Raw genomic sequence first — 18,199 nt, 5'->3', positions numbered from 1 at the left:
AGTGGCGGCCGGTGAGCGCTGAGGACGTATTTGATGTAAAACCAGTCCGCCACCAGAGAGAATACGTAGGCCGGCGTAGTAGCCCAATCCGAATGGTAACTGCGCTACTCGTCGTCGGCTTGTTCGTGGCCGCGTTCGTCGGCTACAACATCGGCGGCTCCTCGACGGGCGTCGCCTTCGGACCGGCGGTCGGGAGCCGGATCGTCGGCAAGGTCACCGCAGCCACGCTGTTTACGAGCTTTGCGCTGCTTGGCGGTTGGACCGTTGGCCGGAACGTCATCGACACGATGAGCAGCCAGATCGTCCCGGCGAGCCAGTTTACGCTTGCGACCAGCGTCGGCGTGCTCTTTTTCGCCGGGGCGTCGCTGCTGATCTCGAATCTCTACGGCGTCCCGGCGTCGACGTCGATGACGGCCGTCGGCGCGATCGTCGGCCTCGGACTGGCGACCGGCACGCTCAACGAGGCGATCATGTTCCGAATCGTCTCGGCGTGGATCGTCGCCCCGCTGTTGGCGTTCCTGATCGGCATGGTGATCGGCCGCTATCTCTACCCCTATCTCGACGCCCGATTCACCTTCACGCGACTGGAGAACTCGCTCGTCCAACTGGATCGGTCGGGGCCGCTCCCGCGTCCCACGTTCAACGACCGGGCGACGCCGCGGGACATCGTCGGCTCGGCGCTGGTGCTGGTGATCGCCTGTTACATGGGATTTTCCGCGGGCGCGTCGAACGCCGCCAACGCCGTCGCCCCGCTGGTGGGCAACGGGTCGATCTCGGTCGAGCAGGGCATTTTGCTGGCCATCGGCGCGATCGGACTCGGCGGCTTCACGATCGCTCGGCGGACGCTGGCGACGGTCGGTGAGGGGATCACCGACCTACCGATTCTGGCGGCGCTGATCGTTTCGACGGTCGGCGCGACGATCATCACGGTGCTCTCCCAGCTTGGCATCCCTGCGAGTCTCGCCGTGAGCACGACCTGTTGTATCATCGGACTGGGCTGGGGGCGGGCCAGCCGCGCGGTCACGCTCGCAGAGGCCGCAAGCGTCGCCGTCGAACCCGAGGCCGCGCGCCCCGCAGACGATGGCGGGACCGAACTGACGACGGGGGCGCTCGGAGCGGGGCCAGCGGAGGGTGAGACGCCCGGCGGGCCGACCGTCGGCACCCTCGCTGGCAGCGAAACCGAGCAGGAAGCCGAAGCCGAGCAGCGCGCCGAGTCCATCGAGCAAGAGGGTGGCGAAGTGGCGCCGATCGGCGAGGAAGACCTCGACGAGCTGGCCGCCGAGAGCCTGTTCGATCCGGCGGCGACCAGCCGCATCGTGTTCCTGTGGGTGCTCACCCCGACGCTGTCGGCGATCGGCGCGTACGTCCTGTTCGAGTTGTTGCTCTGAGCCGACTGCGCTTCACCTCTCGCCACCCAGAGCTATCACGCGGGGACACGTACCGGGCCACATGACAGACCTCGTCCTCGTTCCGGTCGATGGCTCGGACGAGTCGCGCCACGCGCTGGAATACGCCTTCAAGCTGCCGGACGTCGACGTCACGGCGATCACCGTCGTCGATCCGTTCGACATCGACCCGCTGTCGCCCGGGCTCCAGTCGCCGCTCGGACAGTCCGGGGTGCCGGCGTACACGCCGGAGTGGTACGAGCGACAGTGGGACAACGCCCACGAGCTACACGAAGAGCTACGCGAGGACGCCAAAGAGTTCGACGGCGAGTTCGACAGCGTCGTCAAGCTCGGCAATCCGAGCAGGGAGATTCTCCGGTACGCCGACGAGCGCGACGTGGACCAGATCGTGATCGGCGCGGCCAGCAACGACACGCTCTCGCACGTGTTGCTGGGATCGACCGCAAAGCGAGTCGCCCGACGGGCCGGCGTCACAGTGACGGTGGTTCGCTGACTGTCCGCCGATCGATGCCACGGCGGGCGCGAGCCCCGCAACTTTTTGGCAACCTCGCCGCAACCGTTGGCCATGAACGCGATGAACGAGTGGAGTGGTGTTCGTCTCCGGTTCGGTCCGGCGACGGCCGACGGTTCGATAACCGATGACTGATCAAGAACGGCACGACGACGGCCCTGCGGGACGGCGCGGGTCCGAGACGACCGTACTGTCCGACGACGAGCCGGCAGGTGCCGAGTCGGTTCGAGAGGCGGTCGAGCGCTCCCGGAGCGGCGCCCCCGCGGTCGGCGCCGTCGTCAGGGACCGCTTCAGTTCGGACGAGGTGTTCCAGCGGATCGTCGCGGCCGCTGACGAGGAGATCACGTCCGGCAGCCGGGAGCTGTTTTTCAGCGCTCTGGCGGCCGGCTTTGCGATCACGATCACATTCATGCTGTACGTGTCGCTGACGGCCAAAACCGGCGGCGATGCGGTGCTGAGTGCACTGTTGTACCCGCTCGGGTTCATCTACATCATCATCGGGCGCTACCAGCTCTACACCGAGAACACGCTCCCGCCGGTCGCGCTCACCATCGAGCGGATCGCGAGCGTTCCGGCGTTGCTCCGGAACTGGAGCGTCGTGCTGGCGGGGAACTTCACCGGCGGCGCTCTCGGTGCGCTCGCGCTGGCCTACGGCGGCGTCCTCTCGCCCGAGGCGTCAGTCGCAGCGGTCGAGATCGCACAGGAGGGCGTCGAGACGGAGTGGTGGTCGCTGTTCTCGAAGGCCGCCTTCGCGGGGCTGGTCGTCGCCGGCGTCGTCTGGGTCGAGTACGCCGCCAGAGACACGATTTCTCGGCTCACCGTCGTCTACCTAGCGTTTCTTGCCATTCCGCTCGGCGGCCTGTTCCACTCCGTCGTCTCCTTTACCGAGATGGTCTACCTCGTCTTGCACGGACAGGTGGCGTTTCTGGTCGGGATGTGGGAGTTCGTGATACCGGTCTTGCTCGGGAACACACTCGGCGGCGTCCTGTTGGTCACCGTCGTCAACTACTTCCAGACGAGCGAGCACCGGCTCGAATCGGCCCGGTTCGAGGGCGCCGACCGGCAGCTCTCGATCAAAGAGTGGGCGTTCGGGCGGTTCGCCGGGCGTTCGTACGTCCCGCTGATCGACACCGGCGAGATGCCCCCAACGGAGGGCGACACCATCCTCGTTCCGATCGCAAATCCGCGGACGGAGTCAGAACTCGTCGAACTCGCCTGTTCGATCGCAAACGGGCGAGAAGACGCCAACGTCCACGTCGTCCACGTCGTCCAGATCCCCGACGGCTCGCCGCGGGGCTACGGCGCGAGCCAGCGCCGGCGCATCGTCGAGGAGTCCGACGAACTGCTCGGCGACGCCCGCGAAACCGCCCGGCGCTACGACGTTCCCTTCCAGACGTCGACGGTGCTGTCACACCGGTCGTTCGAGGAGCTGTTCAACATCGCCGAGCGCGAGAGCGCCGATCTCGTCCTGATGAGCTGGGGCGACAACCGTCTCTGGGCGTCGGGTCGCGCCGAGCGCCCGCTGAGCGAGCTTACGCGGCGGCTTCCCAGCGACTTCCTCGTGTTCGACGGCGACCGAGTCGACGCCTCGCGGCTCCTGTTGCCGGTCGGCCGCGGCCCCAACTGCGAGCTGAGTGCCGATGTCGCTCGCGCGCTCCAGACGACTACCGGCGCCGAGGTGTCCCTGCTCCACGTCGTCGACGGCCCCGGCGAGCGCGAGGACGGCGAGCAGTTCCTCACCGAGTGGGCGGCTGAGAACGGACTGGCGGACGCGGCGCTGATCGTCGACGACGGCGGCGATCTGGAAGACGCGATCGCGCGCGAAGCCGCCGACCACTCGCTGCTGGTCGTCGGCGCGACCGAGGAGGGACTGCTCAGCAGGCTCGTCACCGAATCGCTGTACTTCGACGTGATCAACGGGACCGACATCCCGGTGTTGCTGGCAGAACAGGCCGGAGAGCGGAGCCTCCGAGAACGGCTCTTCGGGTAGCGCCGTTAGGGGACGCTACCGCGACCCCATCGACACGTCGCTCCAGTCGGGCGTCCCCGAGTAGGGAACGTCTGCGAGTTCGTCGAACGCCGCGAGTACGACTTCGTTGAGCGCTGGATGAACGTGAATCGTTTCTGCTACGTCCGCAACCGTCCCCGAGCCGCTGCGTAGGGCGACGAGCACCTCGTGGAGCAGAGTCGGCGCCTCGTCGCCGACGATGTGACAGCCCAAGATTTCGCCGTCGTCGGGGGCGGCGAGCACCTTCACGAACCCGCGGTCCTCTTTCGCGGCCATCCCCATCGGCACGTCGCCGTACTCGGCGCGGGCCGACTCGTAGGCCGTGTCGGTATCCCGAAGTTCGGCTTCGGTCTCGCCGACGCTTGCGACGCGCGGTGACGTGAAGACGGCGTGGCCGACGCCGGTGTAATCGACGGCCTCCTCGCGGCCGAGAACGGCGTTTTCGGCGACGATGCGGGCCTCGTAGTCGGCGACGTGCTTGAACAGCGGCGGCCCGGCGATGTCGCCGACCGCCCAGACGCCGTCGGCGGTCGTGCGCAGATACTCGTCGGTCTCGACGAAGCCGTCGTCATCGGTTTTGATCCCGGCTTCCTCGACCGCGAGCCGGTCGGTGTTGGGCCGCCGCCCCGTGGCGAGGAGCAACTCGTCGCCGGTCACTTCGACGGTCTCGCCGTCGGCCGTCCGCTCGGCAGTGACAGTGATCTCCTCGCCGTCGTCTTCGACGGCGGTCGCCTCGTGACCGGTGTACACGTCACAGCGCTCCTCGAACGCCGTGGTCACGGCTTCGCTGACGGCGTCGTCCTCGCGGTCGAGGAGCGCGTCGCTCCGGCCGACGATCGCCACGTCGACGCCCATCGCCTCGTAGAAGTGGCCCAGTTCGGCGCCGATGTAGCCGCCGCCGAGGATCACGAGCCGATCCGGGCGCTCGTCGGGGAACAGCGCGCCGGTGCTCGTGAGATGATCGACCGCGTCGAGCCCGTCGATCGGCGGCGTCGAGGGGCGACCGCCCGCCGCGATCACGACCTGCTCGCCGCGAAGCTTCTCGCCGTCGACCGCGACGGTGCGCTCGTCGACGAACCTCGCTTCGGCGTCGAACAGCGTCTTGCGGTCGGACGCTTCGACCGACTGTTCCATGTGCTCGGCCTTCTCGTGGACGGTGTCGTGGACCTCCTCGACGATCGCCTCGAACGTGACGCCGTCGACCGACGCGTCGACGCCGAACTCGCCGGCGCTACGGATCGTCTCGACGATGTCGGCGCGGTGGATCAGCCCCTTCGATGGCACGCAGCCTCGGGTGACGCAGGCGCCCCCGAGCGGCCCCGGTTCGACGATTGCGACGCTCTGGCCGCGGTCGGCTGCGGCGTCCCCGACTGCAGTCCCCGAACCGCCGCCGATCACGACGAGGTCGAACTCTTGCATGGTCGGTGCTACGGCGTCGGCGGCGTAAATCCCCGGCCATTCCGTCGGAAGAACGGCTCTGCACTCGTCGGGAACTATAAACGTCGTCCCAGTGTATTCGTCCGCATGAACACCGAGTGGACCGATCCGGAACGACTCGGGGCGCTGCGAGACGGCGTCACCGCGACGGGAGAGCGCGAGGATCTGCCGGTCGAGGCGCCCGCGATCGGCGAGACGATCGGCTCGATCCCGTCGTGTACGGACGCCGACGTGGCGGCCGCGGTCGAACGTGCTCGGGAGGCCCAGTCCGCGTGGGCCGACCGGTCGGTCGAGGAGCGCGTCGACATCTTCGATCGGTTCCACGATCTGTTTCTGGATCGGCGTGCCGAGGTGCTCGATCTCGTCCAGCTCGAAACGGGCAAGACCCGGCGCGACGCCGTCGAGGAGGTCATGGACGTTGCCAACAACGCTCGTCACTACGGGAACGTCGCGCCGTCGCTGCTGACCTCTGAGCGCCGCTCCGGCGGGATCCCCTTCGCCACCAAGGCGGTCGTCCACCGCCAGCCCGTCGGCGTCGTCGGGCTGATCTCGCCGTGGAACTACCCGGTCGTGCTGACGATCTCGGACGCGCTGCCGGCGCTGCTCGCGGGCAACGCCGTCGTCTGCAAGCCCGCCGAGGAGACGACCTACACCGCACTGTTCGTCCGGGAGTTGCTGATCGAGGCGGGGCTTCCCGCCGACCTGTTCCAGATCGTCAGCGGCCCGGGCGAGCGCCTCGGCGAACCGCTGATCGAGGCCGTCGACTTCGTGGGCTTCACCGGCTCGACCGAGGTCGGCCGCGAGGTCGCGGCCCAAGCCGGTCGAAACCTCCTTCCCTCGTCGCTGGAACTCGGCGGCAAGAACCCCTTGGTCGTCCTCGACGACGCCGACCCCGAGTCGGCCGCCGAGGGCGCCGTCCGGGCCTGCTTCGCCAACGCCGGCCAGCTTTGTATCTCGACCGAGCGGCTCTACGTCCACGAAGACGTGTACGACGACTTTCTCGACGCCTTCGTCGCGGCGACGCGAGGGCTCTCGCTCGGCGCCGAGATCGGCTACGGTGCCGACGTGGGGTCGATGCAGTCCCAAGCGCAGCTCGACAAAGTGCAGTCGCACGTCGAGGACGCCGTCGAGAAGGGCGCCGACGTGCTGGCCGGCGGGCGCGCCCGGCCGGACGTGGGGCCGTACTGCTACGAGCCGACGGTGCTGACCGGCGTCACGCCTGAGATGGTCGCCTTCGACGAGGAGACGTTCGGGCCGGCCGTCGCCGTCTACGAGGTCGAGAGCGTCGACGAGGCCGTCGAGCGCGCGAACGACTCGGAGTACGGCCTGAACGCGTCGGTCTGGACCGGCGATCCCGATCGCGGCGAGCGCGTCGCCGAGCGCATCGAGTGTGGCACCGTCAACGTCAACGAGGGGTACGTCGCGGCGTGGGCTTCGGTCGACGCGCCGATGGGCGGGATGGGTGACTCGGGAATCGGCCGCCGGCACGGCGACGTGGGGCTGACCAAGTACACGGAAGCCCAGACTGTCGCAACCCAGCGAGTCGCGCCGATCGCGCCCGGGCCGCTACCCGATCGCGTCTGGGCGAGCGCGCTCGTCCCGGTCCTGCGAGGCTGGAAGCGGCTGAGCGAGCTACGGCGTGCCCGCACTTGGACCGACCTACTGGGGTGGCGCTCGTGACCGTCTTCCTGACCGGATTCCCCGGCTTTCTCGGCTCGGCGCTGATCGAGCGCCTGCTCGACCGTGACCGTCGCGTCGCGTGTCTCGTCCAGCCCAAGTACCGCGAGGAGGCCGGGCGCCGGGCCGCCGAGCTCGCCGGTGAAGACGACGAAATCCGCCTCTACGAGGGCGACATCACCGAGTCGGATCTCGGGCTCGACGCCGACGATCGAACCGAACTACAATCGGAATGCACCGAGGCGTTTCACCTCGCGGCGGTCTACGATCTGGGCGTCTCCCGTGCCGTCGGCGAGGCGGTCAACGTCGACGGCACCGAGCACGTTCTCGACTTCGTCGAAGGATTCGACGATCTCCAGCGCCTCCACTACGTGAGCACCTGTTACGTCAGCGGCCGTCACGACGGCGTCTTCGCGGAGGACGATCTGGATGTGGGCCAGACGTTCAACAACCACTACGAGGCGACGAAGTTCGAAGCCGAAGTTGCAGTCCAGGAGCGGATGGCGGCGGGGATTCCAGCGACCATCTACCGGCCGGCGATCGTCGTCGGCGACAGCGAGACCGGGCGGACCGAGAAGTACGATGGGCCCTACTACCTTCTCAAGTTCCTGCTCGACCAGCCCGGCGTCGCTGCGCTCCCGCGTCCGCCGGGCGCCGGCGACTGCGAGATCAACGTCGTCCCGCGGGACTACGTCGTCGACGCCATCGACCACCTGAGCGCGCTGGAAGCCTCGGAAGGAGAGGTCTACCAGCTCTGCGATCCGAACCCCCCGACCGTCGCTGAGATGACCGACGCGCTGGCCGCGGCAGCGGGGACCCGCGTCCTCTCGGTGCCGGCACCCAAGAGGCCGGTCAAGCGCGCGCTGGCTTGGCAGCCAGTTCGCCGGTGGACGGGGATCGAGCCCGCAGTGCTCGACTACTTCGATCACCCGACCCGGTACGTCGGGCCGCGGGCGCGGGAACACTTGGCCGGCACCGGCATCGCGCCGCCGCCGTTCGAGAGCTACGTCGAGGCGATGGCCCGATTCGTCCGCGGGCACCCGGAGATCGGATCGGACGCGCGGGCCTGAGACCGATCAGTCGCCGTCGTCGCGCCGCGCCGGCGGCGTCTTCGACATCACCTTCCCGGCCGTCTCGCGGTTGTCAGCGATCGACTCGTAGACGCTCTCTCGGAGTCGGCGGTAGTCATCGAACTGGCGAGCGAACTCGACCAGATCGGCGAGTTCGTCGGGAACGTCGGTGCGAACGAACGCCTGTTCCATCGCGGCGCCACAGGAGTAGACCGTCTCGTCGGTGACGAGGTGAGCACACTCCTCGTAGTCGTCGGGAAGCCGATCCTGCAGGTCGTCGGTCAAGTCCATGAAGCCGACGGCTCGAACGTCCGAGCGTCGGTCGACGAAGTCGGCCCACCACGTACAGAAGCCACAGTCGTCGTCGTACACGAGCGTCGTCTCTGGCATGACCGGGCGTACGGACCCGGGTAAACTAATGGTTGCCTACTCGCGGCGCTGGCGCTGCGGTGGTCCTGCGTCGGCGCCGCGGCGACCGCGGCGTCCGGACGCCGCTACCGACGGCGAGTGCGGGCCCTACGACTGGCTCGCGGACTCGTGGGTCCAGTGGGCGAACTCGACGAACGACGACGCGCCACAGGCCGCACACTCGGCGGGCGCCTCGAAGGAATGGCTCCCGTTTTCGGAGTGAGCGGTTCCAGCGAATACCGACTGACAGCCCGTGCAGACGTACCGCGTGGGTTCTTCTGGCGTATGTGCCATATGGGCGTGTGCAACGCGACACCTCATTACTGTGGGGCGTCAGCGAGCGGCGAGTGCTCGACCGCCGTGATCTGGGCGCGCCAGTACGGCAGCTCGCCGTCGGGGAGCGTCCACGCGACCTCGGCCTCGGTTGGAACGCAAAGACCGTTCCGTGACTCGTACTCTCTGAACTGCCCGATCCATCGGGTCGGCTCGAAGCCGTCGTCGACCGCACGCGGGCGGTCCTCGGCGACGACGCGCTCGACGAGGTCGTCGTCGCCGAAATGGAAGGTGAGCGAGACCGTCGTCTCGCGGTGGGTGAGTGTCGCGCGAGCCGAGCGATCGTCGAGCGCTTCCCACGAGACGCCGTCGGCGGGAAGCAAGGCGGTCGGATACCAGACCGCCTCGGCGAGGTAGCGCTGGAGTTCGCCGGCATCGAGTTCCGGCGACGGCTCTGGCTCGGCAACGGTGAGTAGCGACCCGATCCGGGCGCGAAGTGAGCCCCGGCCGTCGACGTAGGCGTCGACGACACGGACGGGAACGAGCGGTGCCAGCCGAACCGTGGCGTCCCAGACGAACCCCGGCGGGTCGGTCGTGACGTGCTGGACGGCGCTCAAGCGCTTCCACGGCGACGACGCGTCGCCGAGGCGGAACTCACCACGCTGTTCGATCCGGGCGGTGCGGACAACGGGACAGCCCGGCTCGATCGCCGCTTCGAAGTACCGGCGCACCGGGTCGGGGAGGTCGGCAACGTCGTCGGGATCGAACCGGCGGTCGGCCCGAACGTGCGCGCGCTCGCTCTCGAGCAGCCGCGAGCGCGCGGGCGGGACGTTCCGAGCCCGTCGTGCGGCGACGACCACGACGCCGGCCAGCGCCGCGAGGACGCCGACGGCGACCCAGCGTCGCTTCGACGGCGCGGGACGCAGTGGGAGAATCATACGGGAAGTACGCCACGCAAGCCGATAAATCGGCGCGTCGGATCGGCGCCGAGACGCCGCTGCGGGGGACAGAGAGGCCGCCAACTATTTGACGCCGGTGGGACAGGCCACTGTGTGAGCTACACAGATCGAACGGACGGGCGGACGATCGGGATCGGAGCGCTGACCGGCGTCGCGGCCTACCTCGGCGGCTATCTCGTGACGTACGTCTCGATGCGCAGCTCCGTCGAGGAGCGCCTCTCGGGGTTCAACGCCGTCGCCGAACTGTTCGGCGGCGACCCAATCCCCGCCTGGAAGGCGGTCGGGTGGCTCTTCTATAACTCACACTTCGTCGAGACGACGATACCGACCTTCGGCGGCACGCAGACCCAGAACTTCGTGGCGAACGCCGACGGCGGATCGATGGCCCTGCTGTTTCTGGTGCCACCCCTGCTGTTGCTCGGCGCCGGCGTCGCAGCGGCCGCGTTCTCGGGAGCGCGATCGGCTGCAGACGGCGCCCGAACCGGCGCTGGCGTCGTCGCGGGCTATCTCCCGCTGGCGGTGCTTGGCATTCTCGTGTTCGGCTACGCGGTCGGTGAGGGACAGATCGGTCCCGACGCGATCACCGCCGTGTTGCTGGCCGGCGTCGTCTATCCCCTCGCGTTCGGTTCGGTCGGCGGTGCGCTCGGCGCGGCGGTCGGCCGTGGCGAGTAATCACCGCAATTATAATGAGGAACTGGCCACAGCGTTTTCGTATTGACTGACAACACTACGCGACGCGCGGTCCTCGCCGGCGCCCTCGCGGCCGGCGTCGGTGGACTCTCGCTTTCCTCGGCCGCGGGATTGCTCGACCAGTTCGCGCCGCTGTCTGGCGACGCTTGGGACGCCGCCGATCGGTCGCTTCCCGACAGCGTCGAGAGTCCCTACGGTGACGCCAGTCTGCACGTCGACGACGACGGCGTGCCCCACGTCGACGCCGACGACGAGCGAGCGGCCTACTTCGCGGTCGGCTACGTGCAGGCGTTCGATCGGGGGTTCCAACTCGACCTTCAGCGCCGCCAGATGCGCGGCCAGCTTTCGGAGGTCGCCGGCGAGGCGACCGTCGAGAGCGACGAGTTCTACGCCGCGATGGACTTCGCCGGCGCCGCCGAAGCGACGTGGGAGTTCGTTTCCGAGACCCGGGTCGCACCGCTCGTCGAGGCGTACGTCGACGGCGTCAACGCGGCGTTCGAGAACGAGCGGCTCCAACTGGAGTTCGAGCTGCTGGGCTACGAGCCCCGCCCGTGGACGCCCGCGGACTCGATGCTGATGGAAAAGCAGATCTCGTGGGACCTGACCGGGAGCTTCGTCGAACTCCGACGGGCGCTGCTTCGGGATCGACTCGGCGAGGATCTCCTCGCGGAACTGTACCCCCAGCGGCTCGATCACGACGTGCCGATCCTCAGGGAGTCGACGGAGGGCGTCGGCGGCGTCGCCGGGGCGAGCAGCAACAGTGACGACGCCGAGCAGGACGCCGGGAGCGCCGCCGTGTCCGAACGCTCCGAGCCGGCCGAGACGGGCGATTCCGAGCCGGCCGAGACCGAGCGTTCCGCCCCGATCGACGCCGATCTGACCGAGTGGCTCTCGGGGTTCGAGACGCCGACCGGCGTCGGCTCGAACAGTTGGGTCGTCTCGGGCGAGCACACCGACAGCGGCGTCCCACTGCTTGCCTACGATCCCCACCTCTCGTTGATGGCGCCGCCGGTGTGGTACGAGCAACACGTCGAGACGCCCGAGCGCTCCGTGCGGGGGGCGACGTTCCCCGGCGTCCCCTTCGTCATCGCGGGCGCGAACGACAGCGGCGTCTGGTCCTTTACCAACGTCGGCGCCGACGTGCTGGATTGCTATCGCTACGAGGTCGACGACGCGGGCGAACGGTATCGCTACCGCGGCGAGTGGCGCGAGTTCGAGGTCGAGGAGCGCGAAATCGAAGTCGCCGGCGGAGAGAACCGACCCCTCGACGTAAAAAAGACCGTTCACGGGCCGATGATCGAGCGCGAGGGCCGGCGCGTCGGCGTCGCGTGGACCGGCCACACCGCGACCCGGACGACGATAGCGATCGAGGAATTCGGCCGGAGCGGCGGGCTGGAGGACCTCCGAGAGTCGACGCGCAAGTTCGACCTGCCGACGCAGAACTTGGTGTACGCCGATGCTGACGGCCGGACAATGTACTACGCGACCGGCAAGCTCCCGATCCGCCGGATCGACGGCGAGGAGGTCCGGGGCGACCGGATCTTCGACGGCTCGGCCGGCGAGGGCGAGTGGGAGGGGTTCGAGCCGTTCGGTCGCTCCTCGTGGGACGGCTTCGTCCCCTTCGAGGAGAAGCCCCACGCGATCGACCCGGACGCGCTGGCGACGGCCAACCAGCGCGTCGCCGACGACCCTCTCCACTACGTCGGCGCCGACTACGCGACGCCGTACCGAGGCGGGCGGATCTACGAGCGCCTCGACGGCGCCGTCGCCGAGGGCGAGGCGATCGATCACGAGTTCCACCGCAACCTCCAGAGCGACGTGCGCGACGGGCGCGCCGACCAGCTCGTGCCCGAGTTGGTCGCAGCGGTCGAGAACCGGGGCGATGCCGACGACCGGCTCACCGAGGCAGCCAGTACGCTCTCGGAGTGGAACCGCCGGATGGACCGGGACTCCCGGGGCGCGCTGGTGTTCGCCCGGTGGATGGACCACTTCCGCGAACGCACCGTCGAGCCGACGTTTTCCGACGCCGATCTCGGCGAGTCGTACTACCCCAACGACTGGGTGCTCGCCACGCTGTCGGCCGACAGCGCGCTGTACGACGATCGCTCTCGCGCCGAGACGATGATCGCCGCGCTTGGCGACGCGCTCGACGAGATCGACGACGAGGGCTGGTCGGTCTACGGCGACTGGAACTCGACGCGGGCGATCGACCACCCCTTCGGCGCGCAGGCGCCGTTTCTCAACTACGACACGCTCCCGGCCGACGGCTCGCCGGCGACGGTCAAGAACTACCGCGTCGACTCGGCCGTCGGCTCCAGTTGGCGCATGGTCGTCGAACCGGGCGGCGACGCGACGGCGATCCTGCCCGGCGGGAACTCGGGCGATTACTTCTCTGAGCACTACGACGACCAGTTCGAACGCTGGCTCGACAACGACCAGAAGCCGATGGACCGGACGATCGACGCCGGCGAGACCGTGACGTTTGAGGGTGAGTCCTCATGAGCCAGCGCGACGCAAGTGGTGGCAGCAAATCGAATTCGACCGACGCCGCCGACCGATTGCGCGAAACCCTAGATCTGGCGCGGACGCAGCGGCGATCCCACGCCGTCGCGCTCGCTGGGGCGGCCGCGCTGGGACTGGTGCTCGCGTGGCTCCACTGGCTCGGGCTCGTGGCAGCCGGCGCGCTGGTCGCGCTGGTCGCGCCCAGCATCCGGCGCGGGGTCGCATACGCGCTGGCGTTCGGCGTCCTCGTGCTGGTCGCGTTCGCCGTCTCGATCGGCGACGCCGCCCTGCTGGTCCCCGAGATGCGCCCGATCGTCTACGTCACCGTCGGCGCCGCCGTTGGCTTGCCGCTGCTGGGATCGCTGGCTCGCGGGATCGTCTGAAAGCGGCCCCACGGGTCGCCGAGCCGAGATCCAGCCAGCGCGTCCGCGACCGTCAGGCTCATTCGTGGATTCGACTTTCGGCGTTGTATGGACGGCCTCCGGCAGCGCGTGCTGGCGCTCTGGCGACGGACGATCGCGCTGTCGTGGCCGATCGCCGTCCAGCAGACGTTCAACACGCTGATGCGGACGGTCGACGTGATCGTCACGGGGCTGTTCTCGCCGGCCGCCGTCGCCGCGGTCGGACTCGCCGATCTGTACGCGCAAGTCCCCCTGCGCGCCGGGCTCGGGTTGGGCTCGGGCGCCATCGCGCTGTCGAGTCAGGACACCGGCCGGGGCGATGTCGACACCCGCGATCAGGCGATCACGCAGGCGTTGCTGATCGGATTTCTCGTCGGCCTCCCGCTGGTCGCCGTCGGCCTCGTCGCCGCGCGGCCGTTGATCGCGCTGCTTGGCGCCAAGCCCGCGGTCGTCGAGATGGGCGGGACCTATCTGGCGATCGTGTTCGCGGCGGCGCCGATGCGCATCGTCGGACTGGTCGGCGCCCGATCGTTGCAGGGGACCGGCGACACGCGGACGCCGATGCTCGTCAACGTCGGCGTGAACGCGCTCAACATCGCCGGCACCGTCGGACTGGGACTCGGCATCGGCGCGCTGCCGGAACTTGGCGTCGTCGGCGTCGGCGTGGCGACCGCCGTCAGCCGGACGTTCGAGGCCGCCGCGTTCGGGCTGGCGTTTCTCAGCGCCCAGACCGACCCCATCTTGCGGCGACCGGCCGATCGCACGATCACCCGCCAACTCGTCGCGGTGAGCCTGCCGAACTTCGCGGAGGGGATGAGCACGTCGGTTGCGAACTTCCCGTTCAACGCCCTCCTGCTCACGTTCGGCACCGACGTGAACGCCGGCTACCACATCGGCCGGCGGATCTACCAGCAACTCGCCGGGCCGCTGTACCGGTCGTACAACGTCGCCGCGAGCATCGTCGTCGGCCAGTCCTTGGGCGAGGGCGACGCCGAGGGCGCCCGCTTCGCCGGCCGTGCGATCGCCGCCCTTAGCGTCCTGACGCTTGGCGCCGCGGGCGGCGTCCTCGTCGTGGGCGCCGACCCGCTGGCTGGCGTGTTCACCAGCGACGCCGCCACCCGCCAGTACGCCGCAACCTTCGCACGGGTGTTCGGCGTCTCGATGCTTTCCTTCGGCGTCTTCTTCCCGTTCGCGGGGAGCCTGCGCGGCGCTGGCGACACCCGGACGCCGTTTTACGCCAACTTCAGCGGGACGTTCGGCTTCATGCTCGGCTTTTCGTACGTCGCCGGCGTCACGCTGGGATTCGGTCTCGCCGGTGTCTACGCCGGAATGATCCTCTGTTACGCGTGGTGGGCGCTCGTCGCTGCCGCGGGATTCCGGTGGGGCGACTGGGCCGACACCGCCGCCTCGATGATGGCCGAACGCGCCGACGCGGGGGCGTGACGCCGCGTGGCCGTGACGAGTGGATCGGTCGTTTCCGGCCCGTTCTGACTTGCACCAGCGAGAACAGGTCGGTTCGGGGGTACGTTTATTCGTTACAACGCCGAACATAGCGGTATGGAGCTCCCAAGTCTCAAACGTGCGTTGAGTCGAGCGCGCCACGCCGCAGTCGGCGCCGCCATCGGCGCTGCGTTGGGCGGGTTAGTCAGCCGAAACGCCGCGAGCAGCGGGGCGGCACTGGGCGGTCTGATCGGCGCGACGATCGGCGAGAAACGCGTCGGCGTCGAGTCCCGCGTCAAGGAAGTCACCGAAAAGCGTCAGTCCACCGACTCGGACTGAACGACCCACCTCCGAGCTAGATCCTCTTCGCGGCGCGAAATGTCTCCGTTTACCGAAAGCTCAGCCGAACGATGAACTTCGGTTAATGCCGCTGAAGTGGTAGCTTTCCGCATGGACGAGACAGACTCATCGGTTCGAGATGTCCGGATCTGGGCGGGGCGCGAACGCCTCGGATGGTGGCTGTTAGGCGTCGTGCTGTTGGGAGTGCTCGGGCTTGTCGTCCGTGCGTACCTGCCGTGGCTCGTGTTCGGACTGTTCGTCTACTACGTCGCGCGGCCGGTCACCGCGCGACTCGAAGAACGGATCGCCTCGCGGAGCCTCGCCGCGGCGCTGACGCTGTTCTTGTTCGTCGTCCCGATCGTCACGATGATCGGCGCGATCCTGCTGGTCGCACTCGGCCAACTGGTGCGGACGGTCGCAAATCTTCCCGCCGATAGGATCCTCGCGCAGTTGCCGGTGCAGGTCTCTGATCTCCCGAACACGCCGTCAGAGGTGTACGACACGACGCTGGTGCTGATCCAAGAGCCGTCGGTCCAGACGCTGATCGGCTCGGTTGGCGGAGCGCTCGGCGCGGTTGGCGCGACGCTTTTCAATCTCTTTATCGCGCTGCTGATCGCGTTTTTCCTGCTGATCAGCGCCCGCGACATCGCGGACTGGTTCGAGACGAACGTGTTCGGTGAGGACAGTCTAGCGGTCGACTACCTCTCGACCGTCGATCGGGGGCTGGGTTCGGTGTACTTCGGCTACACGATGACGATCTTCGCGGTCATCATCCTCTCGGCGATCGTCTATACGGTGTTTAACCTCTTTGCCCCGGGCGGACTCGCCATCCCCTCGGCGGTGTTGTTCGCCGTCGTCACCGGCCTGTTCACGCTCGTCCCGCTGGTGGGACGATCGGTCGTCTACGTCACCATCGCCGCCATTCTCGGGGCGCAGGCGGCGACGACCGACCCGCAACTGGTCTGGTTCCCGCTCGTGTTCCTCGCGGTCATGATCGTCGCGTTCGACAACCTCGTCCGGACGTACATCCGGCCGTACCTCTCGGGCCGCATGCTCAACACCGGGCTGGTGATGTTCGCGTACCTGTTCGGCCCGCCGCTGTTTGGCTGGTCGGGGATCTTCCTCGGGCCGTTCCTGATGCTGTTCATCGTGGCGTTCGTCCGGATGATCCTCCCCGTTCTAGTCGGACCGGACCGGGAGCGCGCCGAGATCGAACCGGAACACACGCTCGACGAGTACGCCGAGAGCGTCGCCGACCGGCAAGAAGACGTGCCGCCCGAGCGAGACCGGACCGACGCCGGGACGGGGTGAGCGTCGGCCGTCGCCAGTCCACGTCCCTGACCGAAGCCCACCTCGTCCTCGCTGACGGGCGGGGCGACGCCGAAGCACAGCGTGCGCACCAAAGAGCCATATCGTTCCCGGGAGTGGTCGCTGATGAAGCGAGGAACCGATGACTGGGATCGCATCCGTGAGCGTAGTGCTACTTCAGGCCGGCATCGTCGCGCTCTTCGCCGTGGCGCTCCGGCGGGGCGACGCCGCCGCGGCCGTGAACGCGCTCGTCTCGCTGGCCGCGACGCTGCTTCCGGCGGCCGTCGAGTTGCTTCTCGCAGCAACGGGTACGCCGGGCGTTCGGTTCGGAACGGCGCTTCCGCTCTGGATCGCGCTGGCGGGGCTGTTGCACTCCTACGGAATGTTGGGCCCCTACGACACGATCTCGTGGTGGGATTCGCTGACGCACACGCTCTCGGCCGGGCTCGTCGCCGCGTTGCTGTACGCCGCGTTGCTCGTTGCGGCCCCGACCGCCGCTGGCTGGCTCGTCGCCGCGGCGACCGTCGGCGCGACGTTCGTCGTCGGCGTGTTCTGGGAGCTGATCGAGCTGGTTGCCCGCGAGGTGGGACGCCGGTACGACGTGGAACCGGTGCTGGTCCACTACGGCTGGCGCGACACCGCGCTGGATCTCGTGTTCGACGTGGTCGGCGCGCTGCTGGTCGTCCTGCTCGACGTTCGGATGTTCGTGACGGTCGCGGAGGCGTTTCCCGAAACCGTCGAGACGCTGCTCGTCGTGAGCAGCGGCGTCGTCACCGTCGGCTCCGTGCTGATGGTGCTGGTCGTCGACTTCGGCGAGGCGTGAGAAAACGCGACGGCGCCGCTCAGAACGGGAACAGCGAGTCGGCGTCGGGATCGCGTTCGAGCAGTTCGATCTCGTGACCGTCCTGATCCTTCGTGAACGCGTACATGTCGTCGTTGCTCTCGGGATCGCGGTACTCGTCGGCCTCCCGGACCATGAGCTGGTCCCAGTCGTCGCCGAGGTCGTCGACGCGCACGCAGAGGTGGCCCCACGCGTCGCCCATGTCGTAGGATCGGCCGTCGTAGTTGTAGGTTAGCTCGACGGACATCGCCTCGGGGGCGGCGTCCTCGGGCTTCATGAAGTAGTTGGCGAAGGTATCGGACTCCCAGCGGCCGGCGTGTTCGTACTCGAACTTCCGGGTCCAGAACCCCAGCGCGTCGTCGGCGTCCTCGACGCGGATCATCGTGTGATCGAGCGACCACAGCGCGCCCTCTTCGGGGTCGCGCTGGACGATTTCGACCTCGTGGCCGTCGGGGTCCTTGACGAAGGCGTAGCGGCCGCCGCAGGACTCGGGGTCGCGGTAGTCGTCGACGCCCTCGTCCATCAGCTGGTCGTAGTAGTCTTCGAGTTCGCCCTCGGGGACGCGCACGGCGATGTGGCCCCACGCGTCGCCCACTTCGAGGTCGCTCTCGCCCTCGTTGTGCGTGAGTTCGAGCATCGCGCCCTCCTCGTGCATCTCCTCGGGGCCGAGATAGACGATGGTGAACCCGTCGCCGTCGTGGCGGTCTTTCTCCTCGTAGTCGAGGTGCTCCTGGTACCACTCCAGCGATTCGTCTAGGTTCTCGACGCGCAGCATGACGTGGTCCAGCGTTCCGTCCATACCCGCGCTTACGACGCTGACGGGCAAAAACGTGGTGACCGCGGACAGCCGTGCTCGTCGTCGGTGACCGGAGCGATGCCGCCGGCCGGCGAAGCGATGCCGCCGGTCGGCCCGTCGAAGGACGCAAACC

The 18,199-nt window shown here is 68.3% G+C and carries 17 protein-coding genes; 12 read left to right on the top strand and 5 right to left on the bottom strand.

Features of this window, described 5'->3' with window-relative positions; genetic code table 11:
• The first annotated feature begins 92 nt into the window (after positions 1–92).
• The 3 genes from CRO01_RS01095 (at position 93) to CRO01_RS01085 (ending at position 3,907) form a co-directional block, all read left to right on the top strand.
• On the top strand, positions 93–1,388 hold the full coding sequence (locus CRO01_RS01095; protein WP_097007280.1) for an inorganic phosphate transporter: 1,296 nt from the start codon (positions 93–95) through the stop codon (positions 1,386–1,388).
• Between the two features lie 61 nt (positions 1,389–1,449).
• The gene (locus tag CRO01_RS01090) at positions 1,450–1,899 is read left to right on the top strand and encodes a universal stress protein (protein ID WP_097007279.1); all 450 of its coding nucleotides are present in this window, start codon (positions 1,450–1,452) and stop codon (positions 1,897–1,899) included.
• 145 nt (positions 1,900–2,044) lie between these two features.
• A complete protein-coding gene (locus CRO01_RS01085) occupies positions 2,045–3,907 on the top strand; it encodes a formate/nitrite transporter family protein (RefSeq protein WP_097007278.1) in 1,863 nt (620 codons plus the stop codon).
• A gap of 15 nt (positions 3,908–3,922) precedes the next feature.
• Here CRO01_RS01085 and CRO01_RS01080 read toward each other — a convergent pair whose 3' ends face one another.
• Entirely contained in the window at positions 3,923–5,344 is a 1,422-nt protein-coding gene (locus CRO01_RS01080) for a dihydrolipoyl dehydrogenase (protein WP_097007277.1), read from the bottom strand.
• Between the two features lie 105 nt (positions 5,345–5,449).
• Here CRO01_RS01080 and CRO01_RS01075 point away from each other — a divergent pair, with 105 nt between their 5' ends.
• Positions 5,450–7,042 (top strand): succinic semialdehyde dehydrogenase, encoded by a 1,593-nt coding sequence (locus tag CRO01_RS01075; RefSeq protein WP_097007276.1) that lies wholly within the window; start codon positions 5,450–5,452, stop codon positions 7,040–7,042.
• Complete coding sequence (locus CRO01_RS01070; protein ID WP_245838479.1) at positions 7,012–8,109, top strand: SDR family oxidoreductase; 1,098 nt, start codon at positions 7,012–7,014, stop codon at positions 8,107–8,109. The genes CRO01_RS01075 and CRO01_RS01070 overlap by 31 nt, the downstream gene beginning before the upstream one ends.
• Positions 8,110–8,115: 6 nt before the next feature.
• Here the strand turns inward: CRO01_RS01070 and CRO01_RS01065 are convergent, their stop codons facing one another.
• The 3 genes from CRO01_RS01065 to CRO01_RS01055 all read right to left on the bottom strand — a co-directional run bounded on the left by CRO01_RS01065 (position 8,116) and on the right by CRO01_RS01055 (position 9,728).
• Complete coding sequence (locus CRO01_RS01065) at positions 8,116–8,499, bottom strand: DCC1-like thiol-disulfide oxidoreductase family protein (protein WP_097007275.1); 384 nt, start codon at positions 8,497–8,499, stop codon at positions 8,116–8,118.
• 126 nt (positions 8,500–8,625) lie between these two features.
• Positions 8,626–8,811, bottom strand: coding sequence for a hypothetical protein (locus CRO01_RS01060; RefSeq protein WP_097007274.1), 186 nt, complete (start codon positions 8,809–8,811; stop codon positions 8,626–8,628).
• A 26-nt stretch (positions 8,812–8,837) separates the two neighbouring features.
• A complete protein-coding gene (locus tag CRO01_RS01055) occupies positions 8,838–9,728 on the bottom strand; it encodes a DUF6920 family protein (protein ID WP_097007273.1) in 891 nt (296 codons plus the stop codon).
• Positions 9,729–9,842: 114 nt separating this feature from the next.
• On the opposite strand from CRO01_RS01055, the gene CRO01_RS01050 reads away from it, so the two are divergent.
• The 7 genes from CRO01_RS01050 to CRO01_RS01020 all read left to right on the top strand — a co-directional run bounded on the left by CRO01_RS01050 (position 9,843) and on the right by CRO01_RS01020 (position 17,252).
• On the top strand, positions 9,843–10,421 hold the full coding sequence (locus CRO01_RS01050; RefSeq protein WP_097007272.1) for a transporter: 579 nt from the start codon (positions 9,843–9,845) through the stop codon (positions 10,419–10,421).
• Between the two features lie 42 nt (positions 10,422–10,463).
• Positions 10,464–12,941: a penicillin acylase family protein gene (locus tag CRO01_RS01045; RefSeq protein WP_097007271.1), complete on the top strand. Its 2,478-nt coding sequence runs from the start codon at positions 10,464–10,466 to the stop codon at positions 12,939–12,941.
• A complete protein-coding gene (locus tag CRO01_RS01040) occupies positions 12,938–13,324 on the top strand; it encodes a hypothetical protein (protein WP_097007270.1) in 387 nt (128 codons plus the stop codon). Before CRO01_RS01045 ends, CRO01_RS01040 begins: the two co-directional genes overlap by 4 nt.
• Before the next feature lie 87 nt (positions 13,325–13,411).
• Positions 13,412–14,785 (top strand): MATE family efflux transporter, encoded by a 1,374-nt coding sequence (locus CRO01_RS01035; protein WP_097007269.1) that lies wholly within the window; start codon positions 13,412–13,414, stop codon positions 14,783–14,785.
• Positions 14,786–14,899: 114 nt separating this feature from the next.
• Positions 14,900–15,121 carry a hypothetical protein gene (locus CRO01_RS01030; protein ID WP_097007268.1) on the top strand — a complete coding sequence of 74 codons (222 nt, stop codon included), beginning with the start codon at positions 14,900–14,902 and terminating at the stop codon, positions 15,119–15,121.
• A gap of 111 nt (positions 15,122–15,232) precedes the next feature.
• Entirely contained in the window at positions 15,233–16,432 is a 1,200-nt protein-coding gene (locus CRO01_RS01025) for an AI-2E family transporter (protein ID WP_097007267.1), read from the top strand.
• 139 nt (positions 16,433–16,571) lie between these two features.
• Complete coding sequence (locus tag CRO01_RS01020) at positions 16,572–17,252, top strand: hypothetical protein (protein WP_097007266.1); 681 nt, start codon at positions 16,572–16,574, stop codon at positions 17,250–17,252.
• Positions 17,253–17,271: 19 nt separating this feature from the next.
• On the opposite strand, the gene CRO01_RS01015 is transcribed toward CRO01_RS01020, so the two are convergent.
• On the bottom strand, positions 17,272–18,069 hold the full coding sequence (locus CRO01_RS01015; protein WP_097007265.1) for a VOC family protein: 798 nt from the start codon (positions 18,067–18,069) through the stop codon (positions 17,272–17,274).
• Between the last annotated feature and the right edge of the window lie 130 nt (positions 18,070–18,199).

Source organism: Natronoarchaeum philippinense (assembly GCF_900215575.1).
In the GTDB taxonomy this organism is placed as follows: domain Archaea; phylum Halobacteriota; class Halobacteria; order Halobacteriales; family Natronoarchaeaceae; genus Natronoarchaeum; species Natronoarchaeum philippinense.
This window is presented reverse-complemented; position numbering and strand designations above follow the sequence as displayed.

Bases quoted from the DNA above. Each gene is read 5' to 3' on its own strand.
- CRO01_RS01055 (WP_097007273.1), bottom strand. From the start codon at position 9,728: ATGATTCTCCCACTGCGTCCCGCGCCGTCGAAGCGACGCTGGGTCGCC.
- CRO01_RS01040 (WP_097007270.1), top strand. From the start codon at position 12,938: ATGAGCCAGCGCGACGCAAGTGGTGGCAGCAAATCGAATTCGACCGAC.
- CRO01_RS01080 (WP_097007277.1), bottom strand. From the start codon at position 5,344: ATGCAAGAGTTCGACCTCGTCGTGATCGGCGGCGGTTCGGGGACTGCA.
- CRO01_RS01060 (WP_097007274.1), bottom strand. From the start codon at position 8,811: ATGGCACATACGCCAGAAGAACCCACGCGGTACGTCTGCACGGGCTGT.
- CRO01_RS01095 (WP_097007280.1), top strand. From the start codon at position 93: ATGGTAACTGCGCTACTCGTCGTCGGCTTGTTCGTGGCCGCGTTCGTC.
- CRO01_RS01065 (WP_097007275.1), bottom strand. From the start codon at position 8,499: ATGCCAGAGACGACGCTCGTGTACGACGACGACTGTGGCTTCTGTACG.
- CRO01_RS01015 (WP_097007265.1), bottom strand. From the start codon at position 18,069: ATGGACGGAACGCTGGACCACGTCATGCTGCGCGTCGAGAACCTAGAC.
- CRO01_RS01020 (WP_097007266.1), top strand. From the start codon at position 16,572: ATGACTGGGATCGCATCCGTGAGCGTAGTGCTACTTCAGGCCGGCATC.
- CRO01_RS01030 (WP_097007268.1), top strand. From the start codon at position 14,900: ATGGAGCTCCCAAGTCTCAAACGTGCGTTGAGTCGAGCGCGCCACGCC.
- CRO01_RS01075 (WP_097007276.1), top strand. From the start codon at position 5,450: ATGAACACCGAGTGGACCGATCCGGAACGACTCGGGGCGCTGCGAGAC.
- CRO01_RS01085 (WP_097007278.1), top strand. From the start codon at position 2,045: ATGACTGATCAAGAACGGCACGACGACGGCCCTGCGGGACGGCGCGGG.
- CRO01_RS01035 (WP_097007269.1), top strand. From the start codon at position 13,412: ATGGACGGCCTCCGGCAGCGCGTGCTGGCGCTCTGGCGACGGACGATC.
- CRO01_RS01090 (WP_097007279.1), top strand. From the start codon at position 1,450: ATGACAGACCTCGTCCTCGTTCCGGTCGATGGCTCGGACGAGTCGCGC.
- CRO01_RS01025 (WP_097007267.1), top strand. From the start codon at position 15,233: ATGGACGAGACAGACTCATCGGTTCGAGATGTCCGGATCTGGGCGGGG.